Raw genomic sequence first — 14,545 nt, forward strand, 5'->3', positions numbered from 1 at the left:
GTTCAATAAACGTGAATGTGATTAAGCTCATCGGATATCTGTTCGGTCTCGCCTGCGCGCTTTTCGTCGTCGTGGCGATCGGCGTTGGTGTCTATCTGAACAATGTCGCGAAGGACCTGCCCGACTACGAGGTGCTGGCGCAGTACGATCCGCCGGTTACCACGCGCGTCTATGCTGGCGACGGCGAACTGATGGCCGAATATGCGCATGAGCGCCGCCTGTTTCTGCCCATCGATGCCATCCCGATGCGGGTGCGCGGTGCGTTCCTCTCAGCCGAAGACAAGAATTTCTACACCCATCCCGGTATCGACGTGATGGGCCTGACCCGTGCGATCATCACCAACGTCAAGAACATGGGCACCGGCCGCCGCCCGGTCGGCGCCTCGACGATCACCCAGCAGGTGGCGAAGAACTTCCTGCTGAGTTCCGACCAGACCATTGAGCGCAAGGTCAAGGAAGCAATCCTGTCGTTCAGGATCGAACGCGCCTATTCGAAGGACAAGATCCTCGAGCTCTATCTGAACGAAGTCTATTACGGCATGAATGCCTATGGCATCGCCGACGCCGCGCTGACCTATTTCGACAAGCCGGTCTCCGACCTGACGATCGCCGAAAGCGCCTATCTCGCCGCCGTGCTGAAGGGCCCTGCAAACTACGATCCCTATCGTCACGCCGATGCCGCGATCGAACGCCGCAACTGGGTGATCGACCGCATGGCCGAGAATGGCTACATCACGCCCGAGGAGGCCGAGGTCGCCAAGGCCGAGCCGCTCGGCGTCGTTTCGACCCACCAGAACCAGCCGGTGGAAGGTGACGAATATTTTGCCGAGGCCGTCCGCCGCGAACTGAAGGACAAGTACGGCGAGGAAATGCTCTACGAAGGCGGGCTTTCGGTTCGCACCTCGCTCGATCCGCAGATGCAGCTCGATGCGCAGACGGCGCTGCGCCACGGTCTCGTCAACTACGATGAAGCTGTCGGCTACCGCGGCCCCGTCGACACGATCGATATCTCGGGCGACTGGGGCGTGCCTCTGTCGAAGCTGCCGCCGCTCTGGGATGTCCGTGACTGGAAACTCGCCGTGGTGCTGAGCGTCTCCGGCGATGGCGCCGAAATCGGCATCCGCCCGCCGCTTGATGCTGCCGGGCGTGTCGACGATGCGCGTGTGAAAGGATTCATCCCGGCCGAGCAGATGAAGTGGGCCTATCGCTTCGCCGAGAAGGGCAAGAAGAATGCGACGAGCCCGGAAGGCGTGCTGAACCCCGGCGACGTCGTCTATGTCGAAAAGACGGGCGACAACTATCGCCTGCGGCAGGTGCCGAAGGTCCAGGGCGGTCTCGTCGCCATGGACCCGCAGACCGGCCGCGTGCTGGCCATGGTTGGCGGCTTCGCCTTCTCAGAGAGCCAGTTCAACCGTGCCACCCAGGCCTATCGTCAGCCCGGCTCCTCGTTCAAACCCTTCGTCTATGCGGCCGCGCTCGACAATGGCTATACGCCGGCTTCGGTGATCATGGACGCGCCGATCGAGATCGAATCGGGCGGCGAGCTGTGGAAGCCGCAGAATTACGGCGGCGACTTCTCCGGCCCGCAGACCCTGCGCACCGGCATCGAGAAGTCCAAGAACCTGATGACCGTTCGGCTTGCCAACGACCTCGGCATGGACGTGGTCGCCGACTATGCCGAGCGCTTCGGCATTTACGACCACATGGACCCGGTTCTGGCCATGTCGCTCGGCTCGGGCGAGACGACCGTGATGCGGCTCGTCTCTGCCTATGCCGTCATCGCCAATGGCGGCAAGCAGGTGAACCCGACGCTGGTCGACCGCATTCAGGACCGCTACGGCAAGACCATCTTCCAGCACGAGGATCGCGTCTGCGAGAATTGCGACGCGCCGGAGTGGGATGGTCAGGCCGAGCCGATCCTCGTCGACACCCGCGAGCAGGTTCTCGATCCGATGACCTCCTACCAGATTACCTCTATGATGGAAGGCGTGGTCCAGCGCGGCACGGCTTCGCATGCCGTCAAGCTCGACCGCCCAGTCGCCGGCAAGACCGGCACCACCAATGACGAGAAGGATGCCTGGTTCGTCGGCTTCACGCCCAATCTGGTGGCTGGCCTCTACATCGGCTACGACCAGCCGACGCCGCTCGGCCGCCACGGAACCGGCGGTGGGCTAGCCGCACCGATCTTCAACGAGTTCATGCAGTCTGCGCTCAAGGAGCTGCCGGTCGAAAACTTCATCGAACCGGAAGGCATGACCAATGTGGCTGTCAACCGCTCGACGGGCATGCGCGCCTCGGGCTCCGGTTCCGGCGTGATCATGGAAGCCTTCAAACCGGGCACCGGTCCCGCCGAGGCGCTCGATATCATCGACATGAGCGGTTATGTGCCTCCGGAGCAGATCCTGAGGGATTCCTCGCAGGCCAACAAGGCGATCTCCACAGGTTCGAGCGGGCTCTACTGAGCCGCGACGACAGGGACCGAAAAGGCAGGGCGGGGTTTACATCCCGCCCTTCGCCGCTTATTGAGCGGCCTGTTCTAAAAATTGAATTTGCGCATCGTTATGGCCGGGAAGCACTCCCGCCCTGATGCGGCCACCGCTTAACCCGAGAGAGTGCAATGCGAGCGGAAATCGAAGGGATTGTCGATGAAACCAAGCAGGCTATCACCCTGCTGAGGAGGCATCTTTGACTGGGATCAGGCAATCAAACGGCTGGACTGGCTGAACAACAAGGCTGAAGATCCGGCGATCTGGAACGATGCGATGGAAGCACAGAAGCTGATGCGCGAGCGCCAGCTTCTCGAGGAGGGCATTTCCTCCGTGCGCCGCATCGAGAAGGAACTCGAAGACAATGTCGAGATGATCGAGCTCGGCGAAGAGGAAGGTGACGACGAGATCGTTGCCGAGGCCGAAGCCAATCTGAAGAAGCTTCTGGCCGATGCCGAACGCCAGCAGGTCGAGGCGATGCTGTCGGGCGAAGCGGATTCGAACGATAGCTATCTCGAAGTCCATTCCGGCGCCGGCGGTACGGAAAGCCAGGACTGGGCCAACATGCTGCTGCGCATGTACACCCGCTGGGCCGAGCGTCAGGGCTACAAGGTCGAGGTCATGGAAGTCCATGACGGCGAAGAGGCCGGCATCAAGTCGGCAACCATTCTCGTCAAGGGACACAATGCCTATGGCTGGCTGAAGACCGAATCGGGCGTTCATCGCCTTGTGCGGATTTCGCCCTATGACAGCAATGCGCGCCGCCATACCTCGTTCTCATCGATCTGGGTCTATCCCGTGGTCGACGATTCGATCGAGATCGACATCAACGAGAGCGACTGCCGCATCGATACCTATCGGTCGTCCGGTGCCGGCGGACAGCACGTCAACACCACCGACTCCGCTGTCCGCATCACCCATATTCCGACCGGCATCGTCGTGCAGTGCCAGCAGGAGCGCTCCCAGCACAAGAACCGCGCCAAGGCGTGGGACATGCTGCGCGCACGCCTCTACGAGGCCGAGCTGCAGAAGCGCGAGGAGGCCGCCAACCAGGAGGCGGCATCGAAGACCGATATCGGCTGGGGCCACCAGATCCGCTCCTACGTCCTGCAGCCCTATCAGCTCGTCAAGGACCTCAGGACCGGTGTCGAGAGCACTTCGCCCTCCGACGTCCTCGACGGCGATGTCAGCCGCTTCATGGAAGCAGCCCTTGCCCACCGCATCGAAGGCGGCGCGGGTGCCGCGGTCGAGGATATCGACTGACGCAGCTCTCCTGAGCGGCTTTCGCTGAAACTAAAAAGCCGCGCGGGTTATCCGGCGCGGCTTTTTGTTTGGGAATTTCGGGCCCAGCGCGTCAGTCGAGGTCGGACCATTCCAGAAGCGCGGTTGCGACGGCGGGCAGGTCCTCCATGCGGTGAATGACGGTCTCGGCGCCGGCGTCGGTCAGCCGGTCGGCGTGGGACGGGTAGGTGTGGGCACCGCCGGTGAAGCCGATAACGCGCATGCCGGCGGCCTTGGCGCCGGTAATGCCATGGACCGAATCCTCGATGACGAGCGTCTTCTTCGGGGCGGCCCCCATCTTTTCCGCACCGTGGAGAAAGACGTCCGGCTTCGGCTTCACGCGGTCGGGGCCGAGGCTTTCGGCGGAGAAGATATTCGGGCGGAAGAGATCGATGAGACCGACCTTGGTCAGCATCATGTCGATGCGCTCCTCGGTGGAATTCGAGCAGACGCAGCGCGGTTCGGAGAGCTGGGAGACGGCAGCGCGCACGCCTTCGATCGGCTGCAGTTCGCGCTTCAGCCGTTCGCCGAGCGCCTGGTAAGCCTGGTCGAAGAGGGCGGCCTGCAGCGGGATGGCGGCTTCCTTTTCAACGGCCAGCAGGATGTCGCGCCAGGTCATGCCGGCGAACCGTTCGCCGATTTCGCCGGCGGTGATCGGATAGCCGGCATCGCTCAGGAGCTTGGCCTCCACCTGGGCTGCGAGAATTTCCGAATCGACCAGAACACCGTCACAGTCGAAAATGATGAGGTCAAAACGGCTCATGGGTAAAATCCTTTGGGTCTGTCGCCCCGCTATTAGTGGCAAATCGCGGCGAGTTCAAATCCCGCGCGGCTGTTTCGCGACAAAGGTATCGACAAGTTGCCGGAGCGTCGCGTCGAAAAGCGGCATACCACCCGTGCGCCAGCCGAGGGCGTTCAGCCGCGCCGTCGTCATCGCGCTCACGGTTCCGAGGTCGGCGCGTGCGGGCAGGGGATGGGCCGAGGCAAGGGCGGCCTTCAGCGCGGCGAGGATGGTGTGGTTGTCGGTGACGATATCGGAGACGTGGAAGGCCTTGCCCGTGACGCGAGCGACCGGCGCGCGGATGACGGCGAGGACGGCGGCGGCAAGATCGCGGCCATGCACCTCGCTGCCCGCCCGTGGCGCAATGGTCTCGCCGGCGGCATAGCGCTCGAAAAGCGCGTCCCACTTGTTTGGCGTGAGATCGCCATAGATGCCGGTCGCGCGCAGCGACACGGGAACGAAACCGGGGGCGGAGAGCGCCGAAAGCGCCTGCTCGGCTTGCCATTTGACCCGGCCGTAAAGGCTCTGCGGCTTCGGCGGCAGGCTCTCTTCCAGTTCCGTTCCGGCAGGGTAGCCGTCAAACACCGCGCGGCTCGACAGAAACACGGCGTGGTGGACGCCGGCACGAGCCGCCGCCTCGAAGAGCGCAATGCTGCCATCGACGTTGCGACGCACGAAGCCGGAGGGATCATCGCCCTCGCCACCGCGGTAAAGGCCCGGCAGGTGATCGAAGGCGGCGTGGACGAAGGTATCGATGTCGGCGAAGAGTTCGGGCGTTGCCGCCTCGGGCTCGAGCGTCAGCGGACGAAAACCGACTGGCGCCGGAAACAGCCCGTCAGCCGGTGGGGTGCGGCCGGCGACCGTCACCCGCGCGCCCTCGGCCAGGCATGCCTCGACGATGTAGCGGCCGGCAAACCCGGTCCCGCCGCTGACGAGCACATGCTTCATGCGGTCTCGGCCGGGTTCTTCAGCGTCGCTATTTCCGGAATGTTGTCGCCGTCGAAATAGGCCCACCACAGGTCGATCAGCGGCTTGAGCTGTTCGGCGCGGGGATGATCCTCTTCCCACGGCTTCTCATACTGGTAGTGCAGCACGCCGATATCGGTCCAGTTCCAGAGCTCCGGCATGTTGAACCAGACATATTGCAGCATGTTCATGAACACCGGCAGGCCGTGCCAGTCGGGAAAGAACGTCTGCAGGAAGGTCTGGTCGGTACGCCGCCAGAAGGCATCCGGCGCATCGAGCGCCGCAAGCATGGTCTCGTAGGTCTCGATGTCGGGCCGCGCAACGAAGACGCCGGAGTTCAGCCGATGGAAATCGGCGATGCTTTCGTAGACGTTCGGCGCTGCGGAGAATTCCGGATAGAAGAACAGCTTGTCGATGTTCTTCAGCACGATGGCATCGGCATCGATGAACACCGCGGCATGGTACTCGGTAAGCTGCCAGAGCCTGAGCTTGCAGAAGTTGTCGAGCGGCGTGTGGAAGTCCGGCTTGCGGCCCTTGGTGAAGGGCGCATTGCCGTGAACCTCGCGGCGCGCATGGCGGGCGTTGAAGGCATCCGACAGCGGCAGATGGTCGACGCCGATCAGCCGGCAGCCAAGCTCGGCAAGCGGCTCCAGCGCCGCCTCAGGCGTGCCGCCGGTGTGGAGCACCACGACATCGGCCGGCGTTCCGGTCAGGAAGATCGACCGCGCCAGCGCCAGGGCGCCCATGGCGTAGTCGTTGTTGGTGACGAGCGTCACGAAGGCGAAGGGGGATTTGGCGTCCGTCTGTCGACGGACGCCCTCGTTCAGGCCATCAACCATGAGATCACGAAACCGACTTCAGCGATTTGCCCTCGGGATCGCGGTTGATCGTCTTGGCAATGTCCTTGGTCCAGGCCGAGACGGCCGGCACACGCTTGCGGTCGACGCGATAGGCATATTTTTTGCCGATCTCGACGATCTCCTCGAGCAGGCCTTCCTTCAGCGTGATCGGGTTCAGGCCGAGAGCCAGGAACTTGTCGTTCTTCACGATCAGGTCGTTCTCGGCCGCTTCCTTGCGCGGGTTGGGCAACCAGGCGATCTCGACGCCGGCCATTTCCGAAATCATCTTCGCCAGATCGCGGACCCGGTGGGTCTCGGTCATCTGGTTGAAGATCTCGACGCGGGAGTTGCGCGCCGGTGGATTGTTAAGCGCGAGCTCGATGCAGCGGACCGAATCCTGGATGTGGATGAAGGCGCGCGTCTGGCCGCCGACGCCATGGACAGTCAGCGGATAGCCGATCGCCGCCTGGATCAGGAAGCGGTTCAGCACCGTGCCGTAGTCGCCGTCATAGTCGAAGCGGTTGATGAGCTGCGCATGGCGACGGGTCTGTTCGGTATGGGTGCCCCAGACGATGCCCTGGTGCAGGTCGGTGATGCGAAGGCCGTCATTCTTGGCGTAGAAGGCGAAGAGCAGTTGATCGAGGCACTTCGTCATGTGGTAGATCGAACCGGGGTTCGACGGGTAGAGGATTTCCTGCGAAACCTTCTCGCCGGAATTGGCGGTGATATCGACCGGCAGGTAGCCTTCCGGAATGGCGGCGCCGACGGTCGAATAGCCGTAGACGCCCATCGTGCCGAGATGGACGACATGGGCGTCGAGATCGATCTCGACCAGCGCGTTCAGCAGGTTATGAGTCGCGTTCACGTTGTTGTCGACCGTGTAGTTCTTGTGACGGTCCGACTTCATCGAATAGGGGGCGGCGCGCTGTTCGGCGAAATGGATGATCGCGTCCGGGCGCTCTTCGGCCAGCCACTGCTTGAGGATTTCATAATCCTTGGCGAGGTCGATGAGGTGGAAATGAATACGGCGGCCGGTCTCGGCATGCCAGATGCGGGTGCGTTCCTGGATCGAATCCATCGGTGTCAGCGACTGCACGCCGAGCTCGGTATCGATCCAGCGCCGTGACAGATTGTCGATGATATGGATTTCGTGTCCCGCGTCCGACAGATGCAGCGACGTCGGCCACCCGATGAATCCGTCTCCGCCCATAACCGCAATTTTCATGGAGCCACTCCGCTCAGTTTCATGGAATAGAAGGTCGGTGTTAATCCTACTGACTATGACATAATTGCAAGAGTTTTGTTACGCCTGCGTAATTTCTTGCCAGGGAAACCAACCGGCTTTGCTGTTTTCGAGATGATCGACGCGCCGCGCGACTGTCTTGGGCCTGCCGATCCGATGGTTTTTTTAGACAGCCCCAACAAGAATTTGCATCTTGACCTAAATATGGCCAGAAAGAGTGTGTCGGACGGTGGGAGCGGACGCTTCGTCGCGCAGGAACTGACTTTTTGGGATATTCGATATGAGAAGAACTGTTTTATGTCTTCTGGCCGGCTCCGCCTTTTTCGGCGTGCAGACGGTCGCGCATGCCCAAGGATTTTCGTTGTTTCCCGGATCGCAGAAGGCCAGTGGCCAAAGCCAGGTGGTTCAGATCCAGGCAACCGATTCCGGGCGGATCATGCAGCTTGAGGAACAGGTGCGGAATCTGACGGGGCAGGTGGAAGACCTCTCCTTCCAGATGCTGCAGATGGAAGAGAAAATTCGCAAGATGCAGGAGGATATGGAGTTCCGCCTGCAGGATCTGGAGAGCGGTGGCGCCGGCGGTGGCTCGCGCGATACCGGCGCGGCTGATGGTGGCACCAGCGGCAGCAGTGACAGCGCCGCCAATATCACCACTCCGCCGCCAGCCGCATCCTCCAGCACGTCTCCCAGCGTCGACATCGCCCCGGACTTGCCCGAAGCCGCCGAAAGCGGTGGCGATGACGCCACCTTCTATCAGACTGCCTATGACCTCGTGCTCTCCGGCGATTATCCGCAGGCCGAACAGGCCTTCGGGGAATTCGTGCTGAGCTATCCCGATAGCCCGCTGATGCCCGATGCCAGCTTCTGGCTCGGCGAATCGATGCTGGCCCAGCAGAAGTACAGCGATGCCGCCAAGACGTTTCTGAACGCCTACAAGGCCTACGGGAATTCCGACAAGGCACCGGAAATGCTGCTGAAGCTCGGCCAGTCGCTCGCCGGCATGGACAACAAGGATGCCGCCTGCGCCACCTTCTCCGAGGTGCCCACCCGCTATCCGGATGCAGCCCAGGCTGTCCTGTCGAAGGCAAGCTCGGAGATGACGAAACTGGGATGCTGATGGCTGAAGACACCAGCCGTACCGGATCGGAAGGCAGCGCCGCCGCGCTGGAGGCCGCGCGCCGTTTTGTCGTAAGCCTGAAGACCGATTGTCACGTTCTGGTTGCCGTTTCCGGCGGTTCCGATTCGCTTGGCCTGCTTGTTGCCCTCGGTCTTGCCCGCCAGCAGGCGGGAAGGCCTGATATCCGCATTTCCGCTGCGACCGTCGACCATCGTCTGCGGCGCGGCTCGGCCCAGGAGGCCGCGGTCGTCGGTCATTTCTGCCATAGCCGCGGCCTCGATCACCAAACCCTCGTATGGAGCGGCGAAAAGCCGGAAGCCGGCATGATGGATGCCGCTCGGCGCGCGCGCTACGCGCTGCTTGCCGCCCATGCCTCGCAGATCGGCGCCGACGTGATCGCGGTCGGTCATACCCTAAACGATCAGGTCGAGACCTTTGTCATGCGCATGCACCGGAGCAGCGAGGCGGTGACAGCCGTCATGGCCGATCATACGCTGCTGATGGGGCAAAACTGGCTGGCCAGACCCTTTCTCGACGTCCGGCGCGATGCGATCCGGGCGCTCCTGGAAGAGCGCGGCATTGCCTGGAGCAACGACCCATCCAATGACGACATGCGCTATGAGCGCGTGAGGGTGCGCAAGGCACTTGCGGATGAGGCCGCTGTCGAGGCGCTATCGGCCCGCGTCGGCGCTCAGCTCGAAGAGCGCACCCGCCTTGCCTGCAAAGCACTGGACCTGTTTGAGGGCTCCTGCCGCATTTATGGCCGCACGGTCGCCGAGCTGGATGTCGGCGCGATGATGGCCAGCCGCGACGCCGCGCGTTATCTCGCCAACGTCATCATCCGCGTTTTTGGCGGCCGCCCGCACGGGCCGGGCACCGAGGTGCTTGAGGATGCCTTGGCGCTTGCCGCGGGGCCCTCCGGGGAGAGGATGACCGCGGGGCGCTGCCTGTTCGAGAAGCGCGGCAACAGCCTCTTTATTCTGCGCGAGAAGCGCGACCTTCCGGACCTTTTCGTGCCCGCGGGCGCTGTGGAGCTCTGGGACGGACGTTGGCAGGTCGATAACCGGTCGCTTGAGCCTGTCGTGGTGCGGCCGGCGTCTGTGAACGGGCCTGGTGACGTTCCGCATGTCTTTGCCGGACTTCCCGCCCGGATCGGCAACCTTGCCGCCGCCGTGCAGCCCTCGGCAAGCGGGCAGGGGGCGCTTTCGGCGGTTGGCCTCAGTCCCGCCTTCGCGCCGTTCGACCGGTTTCTGCCGGGTGTCGACGTCAGGCTTGCCAATGGCATTGCCAGTCGCTTCGGCCATCCCGGCTATGCCCTTCCGCTCAGGGTCTATTTGCGTTGAGAAAACGAAACTTGACGGCCGCTCGTCTTGGCAAGACATGGGACGAACCCTATGTTAGGCGTAATTCTGCGACGGTGTTTCCGTCGAACATATGATTTCGGGGAGTTTAATGAACCCAAACCTACGCAATATTGCGCTGTGGGCCATAATCGCGCTTCTGCTGGTCGCGCTGTTCAGCATGTTCCAGTCGACGCCGTCGCACAATGCTGCGACATCGGTGGCCTATTCGCAATTCGTCAGTGACGTTGATTCCGGCAAGGTCCGCGACGTGACGATTACCGGCAACAACATCACCGGCACCTATGGCGGCGGCAGTGGCTCGACTTTCCATACCTATGCCCCCGTCATCGACGATACGCTGCTGACCAAGCTGGAAAGCAATAACGTCCGCGTCACGGCCAAGCCGGTGAGCGATGGTTCCGGCGGCATTCTGAGCTATGTCGGCACGCTGTTGCCCATGCTGCTGATCCTTGGTGTCTGGCTGTTCTTCATGCGCCAGATGCAGGGTGGCTCTCGCGGTGCGATGGGCTTCGGCAAGTCGAAGGCCAAGCTTCTGACGGAAGCGCATGGTCGCGTCACCTTCGATGACGTTGCCGGTGTCGACGAAGCCAAGCAGGACCTTGAGGAGATCGTCGAATTCCTGCGCGACCCGCAGAAGTTCCAGCGCCTCGGCGGTCGCATTCCGCGTGGCGTGCTGCTGGTCGGCCCGCCCGGTACCGGTAAGACGCTTCTGGCGCGCTCCGTTGCCGGTGAGGCGAATGTGCCGTTCTTCACCATCTCGGGTTCCGACTTCGTTGAAATGTTCGTCGGTGTCGGTGCATCACGTGTGCGCGACATGTTCGAGCAGGCGAAGAAGAACGCACCCTGCATCATCTTCATCGACGAAATCGATGCGGTCGGTCGTCACCGCGGCGCCGGTCTCGGCGGCGGCAATGACGAACGCGAGCAGACGCTGAACCAGTTGCTGGTCGAGATGGACGGCTTCGAGGCCAATGAGGGCGTGATCCTGATTGCCGCGACCAACCGTCCCGACGTTCTCGACCCGGCACTGCTGCGTCCCGGCCGTTTCGACCGTCAGGTCGTGGTGCCGAACCCGGACATCGTCGGCCGCGAGCGCATCCTGAAGGTGCATGCCCGCAACACGCCGCTGGCGCCGAATGTCGACCTCAAGGTCGTCGCCCGCGGTACGCCCGGCTTCTCCGGTGCTGACCTGATGAACCTTGTCAACGAGGCCGCCCTGATGGCGGCCCGGCGCAACAAGCGTCTGGTTACCATGGCCGAATTCGAGGACGCCAAGGACAAGATCATGATGGGCGCCGAGCGGCGTTCCACCGCGATGACCGAGGCCGAGAAGAAGCTGACGGCCTATCACGAGGCGGGCCACGCCATCGTGGCGCTGAAGGTGCCGGTGGCGGACCCCGTCCACAAGGCGACCATCATTCCGCGTGGCCGTGCACTCGGCATGGTCATGCAGCTTCCCGAGGGCGATCGCTACTCGATGAGCTACAAGTGGATGATCTCGCGTCTGGCGATCATGATGGGCGGCCGCGTCGCCGAGGAGCTGACCTTCGGCAAGGACAACATCACCTCCGGTGCGTCCTCCGATATCGAGCAGGCGACCAAGCTTGCCCGCGCAATGGTGACGCAGTGGGGCTTCTCCGACGAGCTCGGCCATGTCTCCTATGGTGAGAACCAGCAGGAGGTGTTCCTGGGCCATTCGGTCTCGCAGTCGAAGAACGTCTCGGAAACGACGGCGCAGAAGATCGACAGCGAAATCCGCCGCCTGATCGACGAGGCCTACACCGAGGCTACCCGCATCCTGAAGGAAAACCACGACGGCTTCGTCGCGCTGGCGGAAGGCCTTCTCGAATACGAGACGCTGTCGGGCGACGAGATCAAGTCGATCCTGCAGGGCGAGAAGCCTTCGCGCGACCTCGGCGACGACACGCCGCCCTCGCGCGGCTCGGCGGTCCCTTCCATGGGCGCCAAGAAGGAGCCCGGCGGCGCCAAGCCCGCCGATCCTTCCGGCGAAGGCAAGGGCGACGGGTTCAAGCCGCAGCCAAACTGAGAACAAAAGGAACCGCCGGTCTCGACCGGCGGTTTTTTGTTGTCGAAGTCAGCCCTATACCTTGCCTCGTCATCCTCGAGCATGACCTTGAGACCCAAGCCGTGCGCGTGCTGAAGGGGCTTCCTGACCAATGCTCAGGTGGGCGCTCGGCTCAAGCTAAAGCGTGTGGCAGGCGGAGGGGCGAGGAGCATGGAGAAGCCGAAGGTCTGTGAGGCCATGGTCGCGAAGATCCAGGACTACATTCGCGCCAACTTCCCCAAGCTACTCCCGCCGAGGAGAAATACGACTAGCCAATGCGTCAATAAAAATGCGGCTGCCGCATGATGAGCGGCAACCGCATTTTTTCGTTATACCGGGCTCGTTGGACTGGCGAGGCCGCGAAGCTAGTCGGTGTTCAGGCCACGGTGCGGCGGATGATGCTGCCGGGCTCGACGTTCGACATCCGCACCGGGCCGTTTTCCATTCTCTCGACCAGCAGGTTAAGCGCCATGCCACCCTCGTGGACCGAGCGGGCGTAGTCGCAGAGCTTCTGGCTGCATGCCGGGTTCGCGCTCGACTCGGCCAGCAGCAGTTCGGAATAGCCGAGCACGGTTGTCAGCGAGGTACGGATTTCGGCGGAAGTATTGGGGGCGTCGATAGTGCTATGGGCGGGTGCTGACTGCTCCAGTCGAAGGGAGAGCGATGCGCATTTCTGTTCGAGCCTGCGCCGGGAAGCTGCGAGTTCGTTGATCTTTTGGCGCAGCCGCTCCTGTTCGGCCTGCAGGCGGTTCTGCTCGTCCTTGAAGCGGGTGATGTCGGTACCGACGGTAATGCGTTCGCCGCCATCGGTCTCGCTTTCGCAGAGCTGCAGCCAGGCGCCGTTCGGGCTCAGCACTTCGCTCAACTGGTCGGCCCCGGCCTGCGTGCGGCGCACAACCACCGATGCGGCCTCCCGCTCGCCTTCGATATCCTCGCGGCGGATGTTGCTGACACCGCCGTCGAGCGCATAGGCCTGCCGGAAGGCGCGGTTGGCGGCATCAAGCCGGCCATCCCTGTGCCAGAGCGCCAGCGCCTGCGGCAGCGCATCGATCGCCGCCTGCAGCCGGCCGGCGCGCTTCGTCGCCGCGTCAAGCGCATGGGCGTGACGGCCTGCAGCGCGGATGGCGGCGCCAGAGATGAACAGCTTGCCGCCCCGGAATGCGGCATGGGCACGGACATGGACCAGCGTGTGGCGGCCGTCCGCCGCCTTCAGGCGCAGGCTCGTTTCGATCACACCGTCATCGCTGGGGCGAAGGCTGCGGCCGAGGCCGGCGCGGTCGGCCGGATGGACCAGGCCCAGCAGAGCACGATAGGAGAGGGCGCGGCCTGCCGAACCGAAGCCGAGAACGGCGCTCGCCGAACCATCCAGAGCGACCGATTTTGTCCGCGCGTCGAAGGACCAGAGACCGGCATCGCCATTGGCAAGCATGGCATCGCGCAGGCGGCGTTCCTCACCCATCCGCCCGGTCACGCCGTCAGCCCGGTTGAGCTGGCCGTAATAGGCGTAGGTGACGACAAGAAGCAGCAGCGCCATCGCCGCAAACAGCGTGACGTTGAGGTTCACCTCCGCGCGCCATAGCGCGTTCATCCGGTTCATCGCGTGAAGCGCCACGACCATGCCGCCCTCGTCGCCGGCGAGATGCATGGACACCAGATAAGGAGCCCCGTCGATGCGCGTTTCGCTGACGGCGCCGGATGCTGTCCGGTGGGCGGAGATGAGGCCGGGAAACACGGAGGCGAGCGTTCTGCCGGCAAGGCTGTCGCTGGCGCCAGTGGCAGCAAGAACCTGCCCATCGGTATCGATGATCATCAGATCGGTATCAGGGTCGGCAAACGTGAGCGTCAGCAGGTCCTTCAGTGCCGCCTTCGCCGCCGGTGCGGCGGTGGGCGCAAACAGGGACGACTCGTCTTCCAGCGCCTTCAGCGCCATGGCGGCTGAAAGCGCTGTGGCCTGGTGCACGGCATCTTCCATGCGGGCGTGGGAGGAAATCAGCGAGAAGCCGCGGGCCAGCGCCACGGAGATGAGGAAGGCGATGATCAGGATGGGAATGGACTTCTTGAGGACCCGCTCGACAACCGGACGGTCGATGCCCGCCAGGTCATAAAGGCCCGGAAAGGCAGTGTCCTGCTCCCGCTCGGCCACCTGCGATACTCCGGATCCAGAGCGCAACTTCCCGTTGACTGCGGGCTTTCCCCACATGTCCGACTGTTTCATCTGCTTGTTCCCTCATGGTGATTCGCCAAATCGCCACTGCGAATCTGCCCTAATGAATCATTCGTGATTCGGCTTGTCCAGCACCCACCGGGAACCTTTTGTTAACCATATATCAAAAAAGGATTTTTTGTGTCGCGCGTGTGGCGAAAGGCGCGCGGCGGCGCGCCTTTCGTTCGGCTTCGGTTGTG

Annotated in this window: 10 protein-coding genes; 5 read left to right on the forward strand and 5 right to left on the reverse strand. The window is 62.9% G+C overall.

Annotation, left to right across the window (positions count from 1 at the left end):
- The first annotated feature begins 17 nt into the window (after positions 1-17).
- The gene (locus TM49_RS13015) at positions 18-2,462 is read left to right on the forward strand and encodes a penicillin-binding protein 1A (RefSeq protein WP_045685213.1); all 2,445 of its coding nucleotides are present in this window, start codon (positions 18-20) and stop codon (positions 2,460-2,462) included.
- Between the two features lie 155 nt (positions 2,463-2,617).
- Positions 2,618-3,749, forward strand: a protein-coding gene (gene prfB / locus TM49_RS13020) for a peptide chain release factor 2 (RefSeq protein ID WP_162484890.1) whose coding sequence is annotated in 2 segments (ribosomal slippage) — positions 2,618-2,686 and positions 2,688-3,749 — 1,131 coding nt in all. Because the reading frame shifts where the segments join, the coding sequence is not laid out codon by codon here.
- 91 nt (positions 3,750-3,840) lie between these two features.
- Here the strand turns inward: prfB and TM49_RS13025 are convergent.
- The 4 genes from TM49_RS13025 to TM49_RS13040 are packed head-to-tail and all read right to left on the reverse strand — an operon-like array spanning position 3,841 to position 7,578.
- Positions 3,841-4,530 carry an HAD family hydrolase gene (locus TM49_RS13025; RefSeq protein ID WP_045681829.1) on the reverse strand — a complete coding sequence of 230 codons (690 nt, stop codon included), beginning with the start codon at positions 4,528-4,530 and terminating at the stop codon, positions 3,841-3,843.
- Between the two features lie 54 nt (positions 4,531-4,584).
- On the reverse strand, positions 4,585-5,496 hold the full coding sequence (locus TM49_RS13030) for an NAD-dependent epimerase/dehydratase family protein (protein WP_045681831.1): 912 nt from the start codon (positions 5,494-5,496) through the stop codon (positions 4,585-4,587).
- A complete protein-coding gene (locus tag TM49_RS13035; protein ID WP_045681833.1) occupies positions 5,493-6,353 on the reverse strand; it encodes a glycosyltransferase in 861 nt (286 codons plus the stop codon). The genes TM49_RS13030 and TM49_RS13035 overlap by 4 nt, the downstream gene beginning before the upstream one ends.
- A 4-nt stretch (positions 6,354-6,357) precedes the next feature.
- Positions 6,358-7,578, reverse strand: coding sequence for an NAD-dependent epimerase/dehydratase family protein (locus tag TM49_RS13040; RefSeq protein WP_045681835.1), 1,221 nt, complete (start codon positions 7,576-7,578; stop codon positions 6,358-6,360).
- A 298-nt stretch (positions 7,579-7,876) separates the two neighbouring features.
- Here TM49_RS13040 and ybgF point away from each other — a divergent pair, with 298 nt between their 5' ends.
- The 3 genes from ybgF to ftsH all read left to right on the forward strand — a co-directional run bounded on the left by ybgF (position 7,877) and on the right by ftsH (position 12,124).
- Entirely contained in the window at positions 7,877-8,713 is an 837-nt protein-coding gene (gene ybgF / locus TM49_RS13045) for a tol-pal system protein YbgF (protein WP_045681837.1), read from the forward strand.
- Positions 8,713-10,056 carry a tRNA lysidine(34) synthetase TilS gene (gene tilS / locus TM49_RS13050; protein WP_045685215.1) on the forward strand — a complete coding sequence of 448 codons (1,344 nt, stop codon included), beginning with the start codon at positions 8,713-8,715 and terminating at the stop codon, positions 10,054-10,056. The genes ybgF and tilS overlap by 1 nt, the downstream gene beginning before the upstream one ends.
- Positions 10,057-10,165: 109 nt before the next feature.
- Positions 10,166-12,124: an ATP-dependent zinc metalloprotease FtsH gene (ftsH, locus tag TM49_RS13055; RefSeq protein ID WP_045681838.1), complete on the forward strand. Its 1,959-nt coding sequence runs from the start codon at positions 10,166-10,168 to the stop codon at positions 12,122-12,124.
- A 394-nt stretch (positions 12,125-12,518) separates the two neighbouring features.
- Here the strand turns inward: ftsH and TM49_RS13065 are convergent, their stop codons facing one another.
- Complete coding sequence (locus TM49_RS13065) at positions 12,519-14,285, reverse strand: nitrogen regulation protein NR(II) (protein ID WP_045681840.1); 1,767 nt, start codon at positions 14,283-14,285, stop codon at positions 12,519-12,521.
- Between the last annotated feature and the right edge of the window lie 260 nt (positions 14,286-14,545).

The organism is Martelella endophytica, from assembly GCF_000960975.1.
Lineage (GTDB): Bacteria > Pseudomonadota > Alphaproteobacteria > Rhizobiales > Rhizobiaceae > Martelella > Martelella endophytica.